The 15,007-nt window shown below is 48.5% G+C and carries 7 protein-coding genes and 1 tRNA gene; 7 read left to right on the top strand and 1 reads right to left on the bottom strand.

The genetic code is table 11. The annotated features are described in order from the left end of the window. Positions 1–176 precede the first annotated feature (176 nt). From JXQ28_05640 to JXQ28_05625, 4 genes are all read left to right on the top strand, one after another. Complete coding sequence (locus JXQ28_05640) at positions 177–5,945, top strand: tandem-95 repeat protein (protein MBN2277210.1); 5,769 nt, start codon at positions 177–179, stop codon at positions 5,943–5,945. A 62-nt stretch (positions 5,946–6,007) separates the two neighbouring features. Next, positions 6,008–7,033, top strand: a complete 1,026-nt coding sequence (locus JXQ28_05635) for a T9SS type A sorting domain-containing protein (GenBank protein ID MBN2277209.1) — start codon at positions 6,008–6,010, stop codon at positions 7,031–7,033. Positions 7,034–7,186: 153 nt separating this feature from the next. Then, the gene (locus tag JXQ28_05630) at positions 7,187–8,188 is read left to right on the top strand and encodes a Stp1/IreP family PP2C-type Ser/Thr phosphatase (GenBank protein MBN2277208.1); all 1,002 of its coding nucleotides are present in this window, start codon (positions 7,187–7,189) and stop codon (positions 8,186–8,188) included. 122 nt (positions 8,189–8,310) lie between these two features. Then, positions 8,311–8,384 (top strand) — tRNA-Arg (locus JXQ28_05625). A 48-nt stretch (positions 8,385–8,432) separates the two neighbouring features. Here JXQ28_05625 and JXQ28_05620 read toward each other — a convergent pair. Further along, a complete protein-coding gene (locus JXQ28_05620; GenBank protein ID MBN2277207.1) occupies positions 8,433–9,440 on the bottom strand; it encodes a potassium channel protein in 1,008 nt (335 codons plus the stop codon). Between the two features lie 135 nt (positions 9,441–9,575). On the opposite strand from JXQ28_05620, the gene JXQ28_05615 reads away from it, so the two are divergent. The 3 genes from JXQ28_05615 to JXQ28_05605 all read left to right on the top strand — a co-directional run bounded on the left by JXQ28_05615 (position 9,576) and on the right by JXQ28_05605 (position 14,996). Then, entirely contained in the window at positions 9,576–10,364 is a 789-nt protein-coding gene (locus JXQ28_05615) for a lipoate--protein ligase family protein (protein MBN2277206.1), read from the top strand. A gap of 299 nt (positions 10,365–10,663) precedes the next feature. After that, on the top strand, positions 10,664–14,002 hold the full coding sequence (locus JXQ28_05610) for a TonB-dependent receptor (GenBank protein ID MBN2277205.1): 3,339 nt from the start codon (positions 10,664–10,666) through the stop codon (positions 14,000–14,002). Positions 14,003–14,039: 37 nt separating this feature from the next. After that, the gene (locus JXQ28_05605) at positions 14,040–14,996 is read left to right on the top strand and encodes a PorV/PorQ family protein (protein ID MBN2277204.1); all 957 of its coding nucleotides are present in this window, start codon (positions 14,040–14,042) and stop codon (positions 14,994–14,996) included. Positions 14,997–15,007: the final 11 nt, after the last annotated feature.

Raw genomic sequence — 15,007 nt, 5'->3', positions numbered from 1 at the left:
TGTCAGGCGGTTAAGATAGTGTCCGGGCCGGAGTGAAGTATATTCGCTACCGGTTCGGGTGGGAATTTAGTAATAACAAATAATTTTGAACAGATGGAAACACTATATCGTCTCTGAATCAATTGTGAAATTAATCAAAATAACTCAAATTATAAATCACAGAACAGGAGTGTGAGATGAAAGGACGGTTGCTTTATCTTGCAGTTACATGTCTGGTTTTTTTGATAGCCGGGCAGGCTGGCGCTTCCAGCATAACCGCGAAAATTTCTCCCGAGTATGCACCTAATACGGTCATCAAGGGCGATCCGTTTTTTGTGGATATTTATTTGCAAAATGAATATTTCGAACAGGTGGGATTAAGTATTCCATTCTATTTTTACAGCCCGGATGGGAGTATCTCCAACGTAACACACCGCAACGTTCAAGGTTCGGTGGTGTTTGACTGGCGTCTTCAGGATACTCTTCGGGACAGTTCGATAACAACCAAGAATGGCTGGATGGATTATTGGCTGATTATCAAGCAGTTTTACGGTTTCAGCTGGGATGGGGCATTACCCGATACGATCAATTTTACGGGCGCCTCCGTTTTTGGCTGGGTTGTGGAAGCCGCTCCGGTGAATTATTATTCATTTGCCTATCAGATTGATGAAGCCGGGACATTCTGTATTGATTCATGTACCGTTCCGGGAGTTGATCCTGAGGGCAAATTCGACTGGCTTTTTGATGACGCGACTTTCAATTTCAGCGGGCCATATTGTTTCACGGTTCTGGACACCACCCAACCTGAGAATCAGGCCCCGGTTCTGGTCGATATCGGCGATAAGGAAATTGATGAAGGGGCTGAGCTGACTTTCGGGGTTTCAGCCTCCGATCCGGATGGAACTTACCCTGCTCTGACAACTTCAACCTTACCGGAGGGAGCCGGTTTTACGGATAACGGCGATGGAACCGGGACGTTCAACTGGACTCCGACTTTTGAGCAGTCCGGTGATTACCCGGTTACATTCTATGCCTCCGATGGTGAACTGGATGACGAGGAGACAATAACCATCACGGTCAACAATGTCAATCGCCCGCCGGTGTTTGCCGATGTCGATCCGCAGTCCACGGATGAGAATGCGGAATTGATTTTCAATGTTTCGGCAAGCGATGCCGATGGCGCGATTCCGGCTCTGACGGCGACGATCCCCGAGGGTGCCGGATTTACAGATAATGGTGATGGAACCGGGACCTTTACGTGGACACCCACATATGATCAGGCCGGTGATTATACAGCTATCTTCTATGCCTCCGACGGGACCAAGATGGATACGTTGGAAGTATCAATTACGGTTAATAATGTCAATCGGGCGCCCGAATTCGCGGCGGTCGATCCGCAGACTACCGATGAAAATGTGGAATTAACATTTAACGTCACCGTAGCCGACCCCGATGGGGAGACTCCGGAAATCACGGCTGATATTCCCGATGGCGCCAGTTTTGTCGATAACGGCGACGGCACCGGGACTTTTACCTGGACACCCGATTATGACCAGGCCGGTGACTATACCGTAATCTTTTATGCCACCGATGGTGATCTGACCGATGAACTGGAAGTCTCGGTGACGGTCAATGATGTTAACCGGGCTCCGGTTCTGGAAAATGTGCCGGTCGGGGTACAATATGTTTACGAGGAGGGTCTTCTGGTAATTCCGGCATCGGCTTCAGATCCGGATGGAACCATTCCCACTCTTACGACCGGCGGTTTGTATGAAAATATGACTTTTGTCGATAGCGGTAACGGTCATGGAGTATTCGAGTTCCGTCCCGATACGACACAAGTCGGTGATTATACGATAATGTTTATCGCTTCCGATGGTCAGCTGGCCGATTCCGAAAGTGTGTATATCACGGTTCAGGACGTCGAGGCTCCGATCGAATTGTCGGTTGATACCGCAACTTTGACATACACCCTGACGGCCGGTCAGATGATGCTTGATTCCATTTATGTTATCGAAAAGGGCGGCCGCGAAATTAGTTTCGCGCTGACCGGCTCGGATGATTGGATTGTCACTACGGACACGGTGTTTCAGACTCCCGGTTACGGTTTGTTCGTTATCAATGCCGAAATGCTGGATGAGGGTCACTATGAGGGAACATTGACGATTGATGCCGCTGAGGCCACTAACTCCCCGATAGTGATTCCGGTGACTCTCGATGTTGAAGCGGCCGTAATAACCGAACTGGCGACTACTCCAACGGAATTCATCTATACCATTACTCCGACTGATACGATTTCCGATTATCTGGTTGTTTATGAAACGCACGGTCAAAATGTCGAATTCCATTATAGTAACAGCGAAGCCTGGCTGAATCTGGTTATTCTACCGGAAGCACCGGTAACGCCGGATACAATCGGCTTCTATATTACTCCCGGATTAGCGATCGGCACATATTATGACACAATTGTCATTACCATGGACGTCGAGCCGAATAATACGCCATTGCGTGTTCCGGTGACGCTGACGATCGAAGAGGCTCCGGTGACAGAACTGGCGGCCAGTCCCGACCATTACGACTTTACCCTGATGGAAGGGGATTCGACCTATGGCTCGATCTTCGTCTATGAATTGAGTGATCGTCATGTGGAGTTCACCGTTTCCAATAAGAGCAGCTGGATGACTTTGCCCGATTACAGCCTCAATCCGGTGACACCGGAATCGGTGCCCATTTATATTAATTCGGCCGGATTGGCGGCTGGTACATATTATGATACTGTCACAGTTATGGCGCTTGATGGAAGCGGCTCGACGATTTATGTCCCGGTGATGCTGACGGTTACATCCGCTCTGGCCGAACTGGCGACATTACCGGAATATTTTACTTATGTTCTTAATGTCGGCGATACGCTGAGCGATTCGGTGCATATTTATGAAATGAGTGATGGAAATATCCCGATAACTTATTCCAATTCTTCCGACTGGCTGATGCTTCCGGATACCGATATAGTATATGCGACACCATTCACCGTACAATTTATGGTCGATGCCACTTCTCTGGAGCCCGGAGATTATTACGATACAATCGTGGTTGTGTCGGATGAAGCTTCCAATTCACCGTTATTCGTGCCGGTGATGCTGACGGTTACATCCGCTCTGTCCGAATTGGCGACATTGCCGGAATATTTCGATTATACTCTCAATGCCGATTATATGCTGATCGATTCATTATACATTTATGAAGTCAGTGATAGAAATATCATAGGAACTTATTACCATTCTTCCGACTGGCTGATAATGGACACCGATATAGTCTTTGAGACGCCGATTACGATTCATTTCACGGTCGATGCTACTTCTCTGGAACCGGGTGATTATTACGATACTATCGTGGTTATGTCGGACGAGGCATTCAACTCACCTTTATTTGTGCCGGTGAAGCTGACGGTCGAGGGTCAGCCGGAATATCAGCTGGCTGTCTCTCCGCTCTATTTCAACCGGACGTTGACCCAGGGAATGACGGCCTATGATTCCCTCCTGGTTTATGAAGCCAGTGGGGCGAATATCGGAATCGCTTTCGCAAATATGAGTTCGTGGCTGTCAACCTGGACTTTTAGTTACGTGACACCGACTTCTTTGGTATTAATGGTTAATACTTCCATGCTGGCGCCGGGCAGTTATGCCGATACTATTTTTATAATCCAGGAAATGTCGCCGGCGGCTGATACCGTCAAGGTCCCGTATTACCTGACAGTCGAGCCGTCGGGTCCGGTGAGCGAGGATTCGGTTTGGGTTTCCACGGTTCCGGGTGTTCCGGGCAGTGATATCATCGTCCCGGTTTACTTCAGGAATTTCGAAGTTCTTCAGGCCATCAACTTGCCGTTGATCTGGAGTTCTTCGGATATTCATCTTAATGAAGTCACCTTTGAAGGGACCAGAGTGAGTTATGTCGACAATAAGCCGGTGGTTATTGATAATGCCACGCGGCGGGTTCAGATTGGAATCGTGCCAACCTTCTCCGAAAACGTTATTCCGGGGCGCGGCCTTCTGGCCAAACTACATTTCACCATTCAGGAAGGTGCCACCGAAGCCTTTGTTTCGATCGACACGACCCGGATTATACCGGAAGGCGGTCTGACCTTTATCGATGATATGCTCAATATCATTCGTCCGACCTTTATCCCCGGCGGTGTCGTGATTGATACCAGTACCGGTTATATTTGCGGCCGGGTGGTGGATACCGAAGGTAATGAAATCGAGGGAGCGACGGTCGAGCTCTGGGATGATTTCCCCGGCGGCGGTCAGATGTTGACTGATATTACCGATGAGAACGGCCAGTTTGCCTGCCATTCCTCCGGCATCTCGCCGTTTGACGCGTACGCCTATAAAGAGGGTTACTATCCCGGACTGGTTGAAGAAATTCAGTTTGGTGAAATCGGAATCGAGATTGTCCTCAGCGCGGTTCCGCCGGTGACTCCGACCCAGGAGTGGGTTGATTTCTATTGTGACGACAACTATTTCTACGGTGTTCCGATGCCGGCCGGTTCGGTGGTCGATGCTTATGATCCCGACGGCGTTCATTGCGGAACATATTTTGTAACGGAGCCGGGTAAATACGGTTTCATGCTCGTTTATCGCGATGATTTCACCACCGATGCGGATGAAGGAGCCGAGCCGGGCGATGAGATTCAGTTCTTTATCAACGGTTATCCGGCCAATGCCTCCGGCGACAGAATCTGGACTGAAAACGGTGATAATATGGAGGTTTGTCTGGACATCTTCAGCGTTGAGGAGCGGACAATCCCGCTTCAGCAGGGCTGGAACCTGATTTCCTGGAATGTCGATACTCCTGAAGATGATATCGAGACGCTTCTGGAATCAGTTTGGGATTGCGTTGATGTCGTGCTTGGTTTCGAACAGGGCGGGGCCACCTATGATCCGTCACTGCCCGAATTTTCGACTCTCTGGAAAACCGATCATTTCCACGGCTACTGGGTGAAGATGAACTGCGCGGATACACTGATCGTGACCGGGACACCGGTGGCCGCCACCACGCCTATCGATCTTGAGCTGGGTTGGAATCTGGTATCGTATCTGCCGGCGGTTGAGGATTCCACCTGGGATGCTTTGTATTCGATAGTCGATACTAACCTGATTGTCGCTCTCGGATTCGATGGCGTGGGTCAGACCTTCGATCCGCTTCTGCCGGAATATTCAACGCTGCCGGTTATGAAGCCCGGATTTGGATACTGGCTTAAGGTTTACTATGATGACCAGTTAATCTATCCGGGGATAGGTCCGGTTATGGTCTTCCGTCAGACTTTTGCCCATGCGAATAAAGTTGCCGCCGATTGTCGGGTTACAACCTCGCGGATGTGGATGAATGTCTACTCATATGGTTTAACTCTGGACGGTGTTCCGGTGGCTACCGGCTCCGAAGTTGAAATCAAGGCCGCCGACGGCAGTGTGGTCGGTTATGGCGCAATTGGCGATGGCGGCAAGTTCGGATTTGTACCGGTTTATGGTGATGATCCTTCGACGGTCGAACGTGAAGGACTCAAACCGGGCGAGGAATTTATCCTGGTTATTGATGGTGTCGAAACCAACGAAACCTTTACTTGGTCGGAAAACGGCGGTAAACTGGAGTTGGGAACTCTGACAGCCCGGACCGGCGGCGGATTGCTACCCGAGGAATTCGGTCTGTCACAGAATTACCCCAATCCATTCAACCCGACCACGACCATATCATTCTCGGTGCCCTCGGCCATGTCCGCCACGGTCGAGATCTATAACATCCTCGGCGAGAAAGTCCGGACGGTGTTCGATGGTATTGCCCAGCCCGGACGTAATGATGTCATCTGGGATGGCGTGAATGAGAATGGCGAGGCGGTCGCTTCCGGTATTTACTTCTATCGAATGAAAGCCGGTTCATTTAATGAATCACGCAAGATGGTGCTGATGAAGTAAGTGAAACAGTAAACTCCAAACCGGCCGCCATAACAGGCGGCCGGCCAAGGGTGGTGATACAAGTGTTGAAAAGAATTGTGACATTGCTGATTATCGGAGGCGTGAGTCTGATGCCGATTATGGCCCTGGCCGGAGATATTATCCCGACTACCACCTGGGCCAATTTCTACGGTTCGGTGACAGCTTACAACGACAACCCGATTCCGGTCGGTTCGATTATCGATGCCTATGATCCGGATGGTATCTATTGCGGAACAGATACGGTAGATATTTCCGGAAAGTATGGTTTTCTGGCGGTTTACGGCGATGATTCGCGAACCGATGATATCGATGAGGGAGCTAATCCGGGTGATAGTATAACCTTTTATATCAATGGGCGAATGGCCGTTGCAAATGGGCCGGAATTACCTGTTTGGACGGAATTGGGCGGCGAGTCTGAAGTTAATCTATCAGCTTCGGCCATGCTGGGGATCGAAAGCGTTGCCATGCCGGGCGACCAGACCACTTTCCCGGGGCAGACGGTCCGTTACTATGTGACGGTTCGAAATACCGGCGAGGGAATCGATTTTTATACCATTTCGGGATCAACCTCGCATGGCTGGATAATCAAACCCATGATCGGTTTTGTCTATGCTCTGCCGGGGGGAGAGGCCACCATTTATTTCGATGTCCTCATACCCACCGCGATATTCCATGCCATGACCGATGTCGTTGATTTCCGGGTCAGCTCGGGGATTGATGCTTCGGTTTATGTCGAGGGTTCGGCGATCACTTCGGTGGAAATTCCGACCGATGTCGGCGATGAAAATGAAGTCCTGTTGCCGGAGGGATTCCGTCTGAATCAGAATTATCCCAATCCCTTTAATCCGGCTACCACTATTTCTTTTGACCTGACATCGAAGGCGGCCGTCGAATTCGAGGTTTTTAATCTCCTGGGACAGACGATTGAACATCAGGATCTCGGGATGCTTGGAGCCGGAAGCCATTCGATTGAATTCGATGGTCATGACCTGGCCAGCGGTATCTACTTCTACCGGATAAAGGTGGGAGAAGGTGTTCAGGTTAGAAAAATGGTACTTATGAAATAGACGCAAGTCTTTTAATAAAAAAACCCCGGGTTCGCCGGGGTTTTTTATTGGGTATCCCCATAGAAATTGCCGTTTTTTTTATTGTTGCCGTCTTTTAACTTTTTTATACTGAAGAACAGCATCAGGTTTATTGAGCACAATTTTGGAGAGACTTTGACTGTCAGGATAATATCAGCCGGAAAAACGGATGTCGGGCATGTTCGCAGTGCCAACGAAGATACTTTCAAAATAGACGATGAGCGCAACCTGTTTCTTGTCTGCGACGGGATGGGTGGTCATCAGGCGGGTGAAGTTGCCTCGCACGAGGCCTGCAATGTGATCAGCTATTGCATCTCGGAACTGCGTAGTGAACTGGCAACGGATAGTGTTCTGGCCCTTCCGGCCCGGTTTCCATCATCCGGTGATCTGCTGGTTAAAGCCATTCGTATTGCCAATCGCAGTGTCTATCTCAAATCGCGATCGCGAAGTGATTATACCGGCATGGGGACGACCGTGGTCGGGGCCATCCTGCAGGGCGATATGGTCAATATTGCGCATGTGGGAGACAGCCGGGCTTATCGACTGCTTCCCGATCGCCTGATACCCCTGACCAGAGATCATTCCTGGGTTGCCGAACTGGAGGAGTCGGGCAAATATACCAGGGAGGAAGCGGCCAAACTGGCCAATCGTAATGTGATCACGCGGGCTCTTGGAATTCATGAAACGGTTGAAATCGACTTCCGATCCGATCGAATGGAAAAGGGAGATGTTTATATTTTTTGTTCCGACGGGTTATGCGGTTATGTCGAGGATGAAGATATTTATTCGGTGGCCAAAGAATCCCGCAATGATGTCGAACGACTGGTGACGGATTTGGTCCAGATGGCCAATGACAGGGGCGGACTCGATAATGTGACGGTCGTGGCTTTCCGAGTTGAGGATGTCGGCAAATCGGATATTCCGGTTGTCTCTCCGGTAACGATTCCGGTGGAGGGTGATGATTTGATTCTGCGGGAAAATCAGATAGTTGAATCGATTGTCAAACTGAACCAGACGGCGCAGAAGGTAATTACTCGGACCGGTTCCGAGCAACAGGCGAGCAAGTTGCCGATGCTGTTTCTGGCCATATTCATTGTGGCCGTTCTTGCGGTCATTTATTTTTTTTATCTAAAATAATTTCATCGGATTTTATAGTTGATCGGGATCGCACCTGGTGCCGATTTCATTACCACAGAACACATTTTAATTGACACGGGCGTATATTTTGATATATTGTCAGCTGATTTTCGACAAAAAAAGCGCCCATAGCTCAACTGGATAGAGCGTCTGGCTACGGACCAGAAGGTTGGGGGTTCAACTCCTCCTGGGCGTATTTTTTATTTTGATTAAACTGCCGAAGACGTTTTCCGGATTTCAAGTCTCAACCCATCTCAGCGGTAAAGTTTTCCAGTTCATCCGAGGAACCGACCAGGACAAGAATGTCCCCGGAGTCCATGATCGCGTTGGGTGAAGGATTGATAACCAGATCGAGAGATTTCTTTTTTATGCCTATTACGGTAATTCCGTATTTGGCTTTAACTTGTGAGTCGATCAGGGATTTACCGTTGAGCCAGCTTCCCTCGGGCACCTTGACTTCTTCGATACCAAGACCGGATTTGCCCAGAGCGGTCATCTGCATAAAATCGACCACATTAGGGCGCAGAGAGGCCATAGCCATCCGCATTCCGCCCATGACATGGGGGCTGACCACGTAATTGGCCCCGGCTATTTTGAGTTTTTTTTCGCCTTCGGGATTATCGGCCCGGCAAATTATATGAAGATTAGGATTGAGATGCCGGGCGGTTAAGGCCAGGTATACATTGTCGGCTTCATCGGGCAGAGTAGATACCAGAACCCTGGCTTTTTCCACGCCTGCGGTTCGAAGGGTCTCATCCTCGGTTGCCTGACCCTCCACATAGAGTATTCCCTCGGCATCAAGTTGATTTAAGGCGGCATTATCGCGCTCGATGACAATAAAAGAAACCTGGCGCCTCAGGTAGGCTTCGGTCACATGGCGGCCGACCCGTCCAAACCCGGCAATAATATAATGATCGGAAAGCTTTTGTATTTTGGTCCTCATTATCCTTCTCCCCATGATTTGTCGGATCTCCCCCTCGACAATAAACTGACCGATGGCCGAGGCGGCGATGGTTCCGGCAACAATACTGAAGACTATCAACATGATAACGAACATTCTTCCGCCGGGATGAAGGGTTTGCACCTCACCAAACCCGACTGTCGAAATGGTGATAACAGTCATATACAGTGAATTCATGATCGACATATTTTCGATAGTCGCGAATCCCATGGTTCCCCCGACTATCAGTATCAGCATGATAATAATGGATATGGCCAGTTTTCTGGTTGGCGTGATTATCTTTTCCTGCATTTAAAAATGATATTCCAGATGGCCGCGTAATGCAATAAAAAACATTCCTTTTCAAATTGGCAAAAGCGCCGCGGCTCTTGTTTTTCCAGCCAAATGCCTTATATTCGGGGCCGATTTTATAATGGATAAGATGTTATGCCGGATGGTTGTTATTATATTACTCCTCTCGAAAACCCCTATTTTAATATGATGTTCGATGAATGGCTGTTTGACCGTTTAAAGACAGATTCCCGATCGCCCCGGGCCGTTCTCCGCCTTTACAGCTGGGATACAGCGGCCGTGACCATCGGTTACAATCAAAATCTCGAGAAAGCGGTTGATTTTACCCTGCTTGACAACAGAATTCCCGTCATTCGCCGGATTACCGGTGGACGGGCCATTTACCATGATCCATCGGAACTGACTTATACGGTATTATTGGATCTTGGGATTTTCCCGCCGCCAATGCGAACGCTTTCTCGGACCGCGCGGCAAATTTCCGAAGCGATCTCAGATATGCTTGCAGTTATTGGGCTTAAGGCCATTTTTGCGAAATCCTCGGAGCGAGCTTTTATGGAAACTACTCGCGCCCGGAAGAAATCGTGCTTTGATTCGGTTTCAAGATATGAAATTATATCCGATGGATCGAAAATTGCCGGCGGCGCTCAGAGGAGGATCGGATTGGCCTTAATACAGCAGGGTTCAATCAAACTCAATGGCATCAGTCGCTGTGATGCTATCGGTCAGGCAGTTGATGGTGACGAAGTATCTGAATCCAATGGGGGGAAAATATATACGATTGGGCAGATTGAAGGCCTGTTCGGGCAATCATTTTCGGAAAAATTCGGGATAAATTTCAGAATTGAAGTCATTTCGAAAGAAATCCGGGGAAAAATCGCTCGGGGGACTGCCGGCTTTAAGGAAAAATGCCTGAAAAAGCGTTAAATTTTTAAACGGAATGGATTGTTTTTAAGTCTTTTAAATGTATCCGCCGGGAAACATTTTTGTCGAGGGAAAAAGACAAAAAATCACTTGACTTGGACCTCGTTTTCTGGCTATGTTATACGCTTGTAAGAGTTTTTGAGTTTTAAAGGGAGGTGTGCGGAAACTTTATAACGCTAAAGAAGCGGCCGCCTTTAGGTCCTCACAAGATGCCGCGGGTCAAGGGCTTAAATTCACTTATTTAGATATATGTTAATGTGGTTGGGAAATAAGTTAAACAAGGATATAAGGAGGAATGGGTAATGATGGGAATGCCCAGAAGAGCGCTGTTTATTATCACGGTGTTTGCCGGGCTGTTAATACTATCGTCTCTGGCCTTTGCCGGGTCCACCGGCAAAATCAAGGGCGTTGTCACCGATAAAGATACCGGTGAACCGATTCTTGGGGCATCAGTGATGATTATGGGAACCAACCAGGGTGCCATGACGGATCCCGATGGTAAGTATATGATTGCACTGGTTCCCCCCGGTGAGTATATATTAAAAGTGACATCGATTTCATATGGTGCAGTCGAGGTCGAAGGCGTTATCGTCAGTACCGACCTGACCACCGATCAAAATGTCGAGATGCGGAGCGCCCTTGAAGACCTCGGGATTGTCGTTAAGGTCAGGGCGGACCGTGACATTATCGACAAGCATGAAGTCTCCAGTACTTTCAAGATGAGTAAAGAGGAAATCAAAACCCTGCCGGTGCAGAATGTCGACCAATTGTTGCAACAGACAGCCGGCGTGGTCACTACCAACGAAGGCGAAATCATTATCCGCGGCGGTCGTGTCGGCGAGGTTTCATACATCCTCGACGGTGTAACCATCAACGATCCGCTGGGTGGTGTCGGTACCATGAGCCTTGGTCTTTCCCTGACCTCCGGCTCGATCCAGGAAATCACCATTATCAAGGACGGTTTCGATCCCGAATATGGTAATGCGCTTTCCGGTATCGTCAAAATTTCCACGCAGACCGGGTCGGCCGAAAAGACCAATATGAGTGTTCAGTACATAACCGACGATTTCGGTAACAGTACCCTCAATGAATACTCCGAGAATTATGATAATATTTATTGTACATTGAGCGGTCCGGACCCGATTTTAAGCAAGCGCATCATGCCTGCCCTCGGTTTACATTTTCTTGAGGACAAGGAGGTTACTTACTTCCTGTTTGCCGAGGTAACCAAGACCGGAACGCCCTGGAGTTATGATGAATACGCCAGTCCGACTCAGCCGTTGAGGTATGACTATTTCAATCTGCTGGGAATTCGGATTCCGGAGCGTCAGCAGAATGATTACAATATCAATGCCAATATTCTGATGAAGCCATTGCCGAATCTGAAAATGATCTTTTCCTACAAATCATCGGTTTTACGATATACTGATTTTAGCTGGGCATTTCGATATACGCCCAATACGGCCGATGTTGTTGAAACGAAATGGCAGACTTATGCCATGGAATTGACTCATCAGCTTTCGCCCAACATGCATTATTATTTGAAGGCTTCCTATTACAATCGCGATGTCTGGAGCCGTCCCGGCGATCCCAATAATCCGGGGCAGGGACTGGATCCCGATGATTTTCTGCAGTACAGTGAATTCGAGAGATATGACGATTTGAACGGTAACGGCGTTTATGATGAGCCGGAACCGCTGATCAATATGTTCGAGGATTCAACTCTGTATGGATCCGATTTGGCCGGCCCGCAGTATACCGACGAAAACAATCCGCTTTATGTGGATATCCAAACGGGCAATACTTATGTGGCCGATTTTCGATTCAACGATGGTTCCTTCGGCGATAATATGGAAGGTGAGCCCTATATTGATCTGAATGGAAACGGTCAGTGGGATAAAGGAGATTATCTCTACGATACCAATGGAAACGGTAAGCTTGATAAGGATCGGATGGATAATATCAATGAACATAATGCGGAACCGTACGAAGACGGTGATGTCAGTTTAGGTGAGCCGTTTACCGATGTGAACAATAACGGCCGTTATGATAAGGATATTGATATTTTCATCTTGTCGGCCGATCCGGAGGACAACCAGGATCTCGATCGAAGCTCCGGTTATACCTCTCCTGATGAAACCTGGTCCCCTGGAATTCCGTATGAAGACCGGAATGGCAATGGTGTTTATGATCCACCGAATTACAAGTACGATCCAGGTGAAAAATTCACGGATTTAAACGGCAACGGTGTCTACGATTACGGCGGAACTTCGACTTTTCTAGATGTCGGTAGTTTTGCCGACGAAACCGTCTGGCACCATCACAGGATTCAGCAGTATGTTGTCGAGGGACGTGTGTATCGCCAACTCGGCAACCATGAAATCAAAATCGGCGCGGAATTGAAGCAGGAATATCTTCTCAAACAGGATATCCGTTCTCTCGAACAGCCCTACACCGGGCGTCCGGATGGCGGTCCTTATCCGACAATCGGCGAACTCCGTGATTTTTATAATTATTCGCCGCTTGGCGGAACGTTTTATGCCAGGGATAATCTGGAATATGGTTCTATGATTGCCAGTCTTGGTTTCCGTTACGATTACTTTATTCAGACCGGCGGTCTGGAAGAAGTGGCTCGTAATGATGATCTTAGCAGCGGCATTATTCTGGGTGACAGAAATAAATTGTCGCCGCGAATCGGGTTCTCATACCCTATTTCGGATAAGGCCAAGATTCATTTCAATTATGGCCATTTTTATCAGTTGCCCAGTTATTCATATATGTATGACCGTAATACCACGGCGGCTTCCGCCAACGATGTGGTCGGGAATTACAATCTTGATTATGAAAAGACGATTCAATATTCCTTCGGGGTTAAATACGCCATGTCGGAGGATTATTCGATCGATATTTCCGGTTACTTCAAGGATGAATTCGACAAGATCAACAGCTCCCTGGTTAAGCTGGGCGGTGGTGCTCTCCAGATTCAACAATATCAGAATCGGGATTATGGCCGCAGCCGCGGGTTCGAGGTTACCATCGAAAAACGCGGGGGGCGCCTGATTAATGGTGAAGTGAATTATACCTATGCCTTTGCCTATGGAAAGCAATCGCAAAGCCGAACCGACTATTTCGATGAGTTTTATCTGAATCGCGAACCGCTATCGGAGAAGCCGCTTGACGATGACATCCGACATCAATTCAACTGCGGAATCCAGCTGGTTATCCCTGAAACCATGAAACCAAAAATGTTCGGGATCCGGATCCCCAATGGATGGACTTTTGCGGTACAGGGTAAATTCCACACCGGCAAGCCCTTTACTCCTTCGAAGGAATATCCGGGTATGACCGTGGATGCGGGTGTCGATATCGCGGAAAATTCATTACGGATGGGATCAGTTTTAAACTTTGATGTTCGTTTTGAGAAGTACTTTAAACTCGTCAGCTTAAATTGGAGATTTATTGTCTGGGTTGACAACCTGCTCGACAACAAAAACGTGGCCACGGTTAATACCGCAACCGGTCGTGCCGATACGGGCCAGAATGACGGCACCAATGTTCTTGGCGGCACCGAGTATGATCGTAACCCATATTACTGGCAGTATGGCCGTCAAGTAAAAGTCGGTCTCCAGGTCAGTTTGTAAATACGGGACTTTATAGCAGATAGAGGAGACGGTGCGGATGAGATTAAATAAATACAAAATATGCTGTCTGATAGGAGCTGTGATGTTTCTATTGCCGACCCTGGTTTTTTCCCAGGCCAAGGTCGGAACGACCGGCGTCAACTTCCTGGAACTGGGTGTTTCGGCCCGGGCCATGGGTATGGCGGAGGCCTTTACCGCCGGTGTTACCGATGCCTCGGCCGTCTATTATAATCCGGCCGGGTTAACGTATGTTTACGGTTCGGAAGTGATGCTAACCCACATAGATTTACCGGCCGGAATCAACTATGAATTCGCGGCTTTGGCCATGCCCTCGGAAAGATTGGGCGGGGTAATAGGAATTGGGGTGTATGCGCTGGGAACAGGGGATATCCTCCGGACGGATTATCCGTACCCGCAGGGGATTGATCAGAGCGGGAATAAGCAGTACTTCTCGGCCGGCGATGTGGCCGTGGGTGTCAGTTACGGACGTTTTTTAACCGATAAGTTTTCGATCGGATTTACGGTGAAATATTTACAGGAAAACCTGGAAACAAGTAAAGCTTCAGGCTGGGCGGCCGATGTCGGAACCTGCTACAATTCCGGCTATCGGGATTTTAAGATTGGAATGATGATTTCCAATTTCGGCCCGGATATGAAGCATATCCAGGAGGATTTTCCTCTTCCGATCAACTTCAAATTCGGGGCCTCGATCAATGTTCTCGACAATGACAATCACCTGGTTACTTTTGCGGCCGAAGGTGGTCATCCATCCGATAATCTTGAAAAGTATAATGTCGGACTGGAGTATCGCTTTCAGGACTATATCAGTCTGAGGCTGGGTGAGAGGTTCAATTACGATTCGGATGGATTCACGGCCGGCGGAGGGATCTGGATTCCCATTGGCGAGGAAACCGATATCTCGGTTGATTATGCCTATCAGGATTTTGGATATTTGAATCAAATCCACCGCTTTTCGATAGGATTTGCGTTTTAATATGGCTGTTA

Source organism: Candidatus Zixiibacteriota bacterium, assembly GCA_016933955.1.
Classification (GTDB): domain Bacteria; phylum Zixibacteria; class MSB-5A5; order GN15; family PGXB01; genus JAFGTT01.
Note: the sequence above shows the minus strand (reverse complement) of the source record. Positions and strands in the feature narration are given on the sequence as shown.

Coding starts and splice junctions, on each gene's coding strand:
- JXQ28_05620 (MBN2277207.1), bottom strand. CDS start 9,440: ATGCAGGAAAAGATAATCACGCCAACCAGAAAACTGGCCATATCCATT.
- JXQ28_05640 (MBN2277210.1), top strand. CDS start 177: ATGAAAGGACGGTTGCTTTATCTTGCAGTTACATGTCTGGTTTTTTTG.
- JXQ28_05605 (MBN2277204.1), top strand. CDS start 14,040: ATGAGATTAAATAAATACAAAATATGCTGTCTGATAGGAGCTGTGATG.
- JXQ28_05610 (MBN2277205.1), top strand. CDS start 10,664: ATGATGGGAATGCCCAGAAGAGCGCTGTTTATTATCACGGTGTTTGCC.
- JXQ28_05615 (MBN2277206.1), top strand. CDS start 9,576: ATGCCGGATGGTTGTTATTATATTACTCCTCTCGAAAACCCCTATTTT.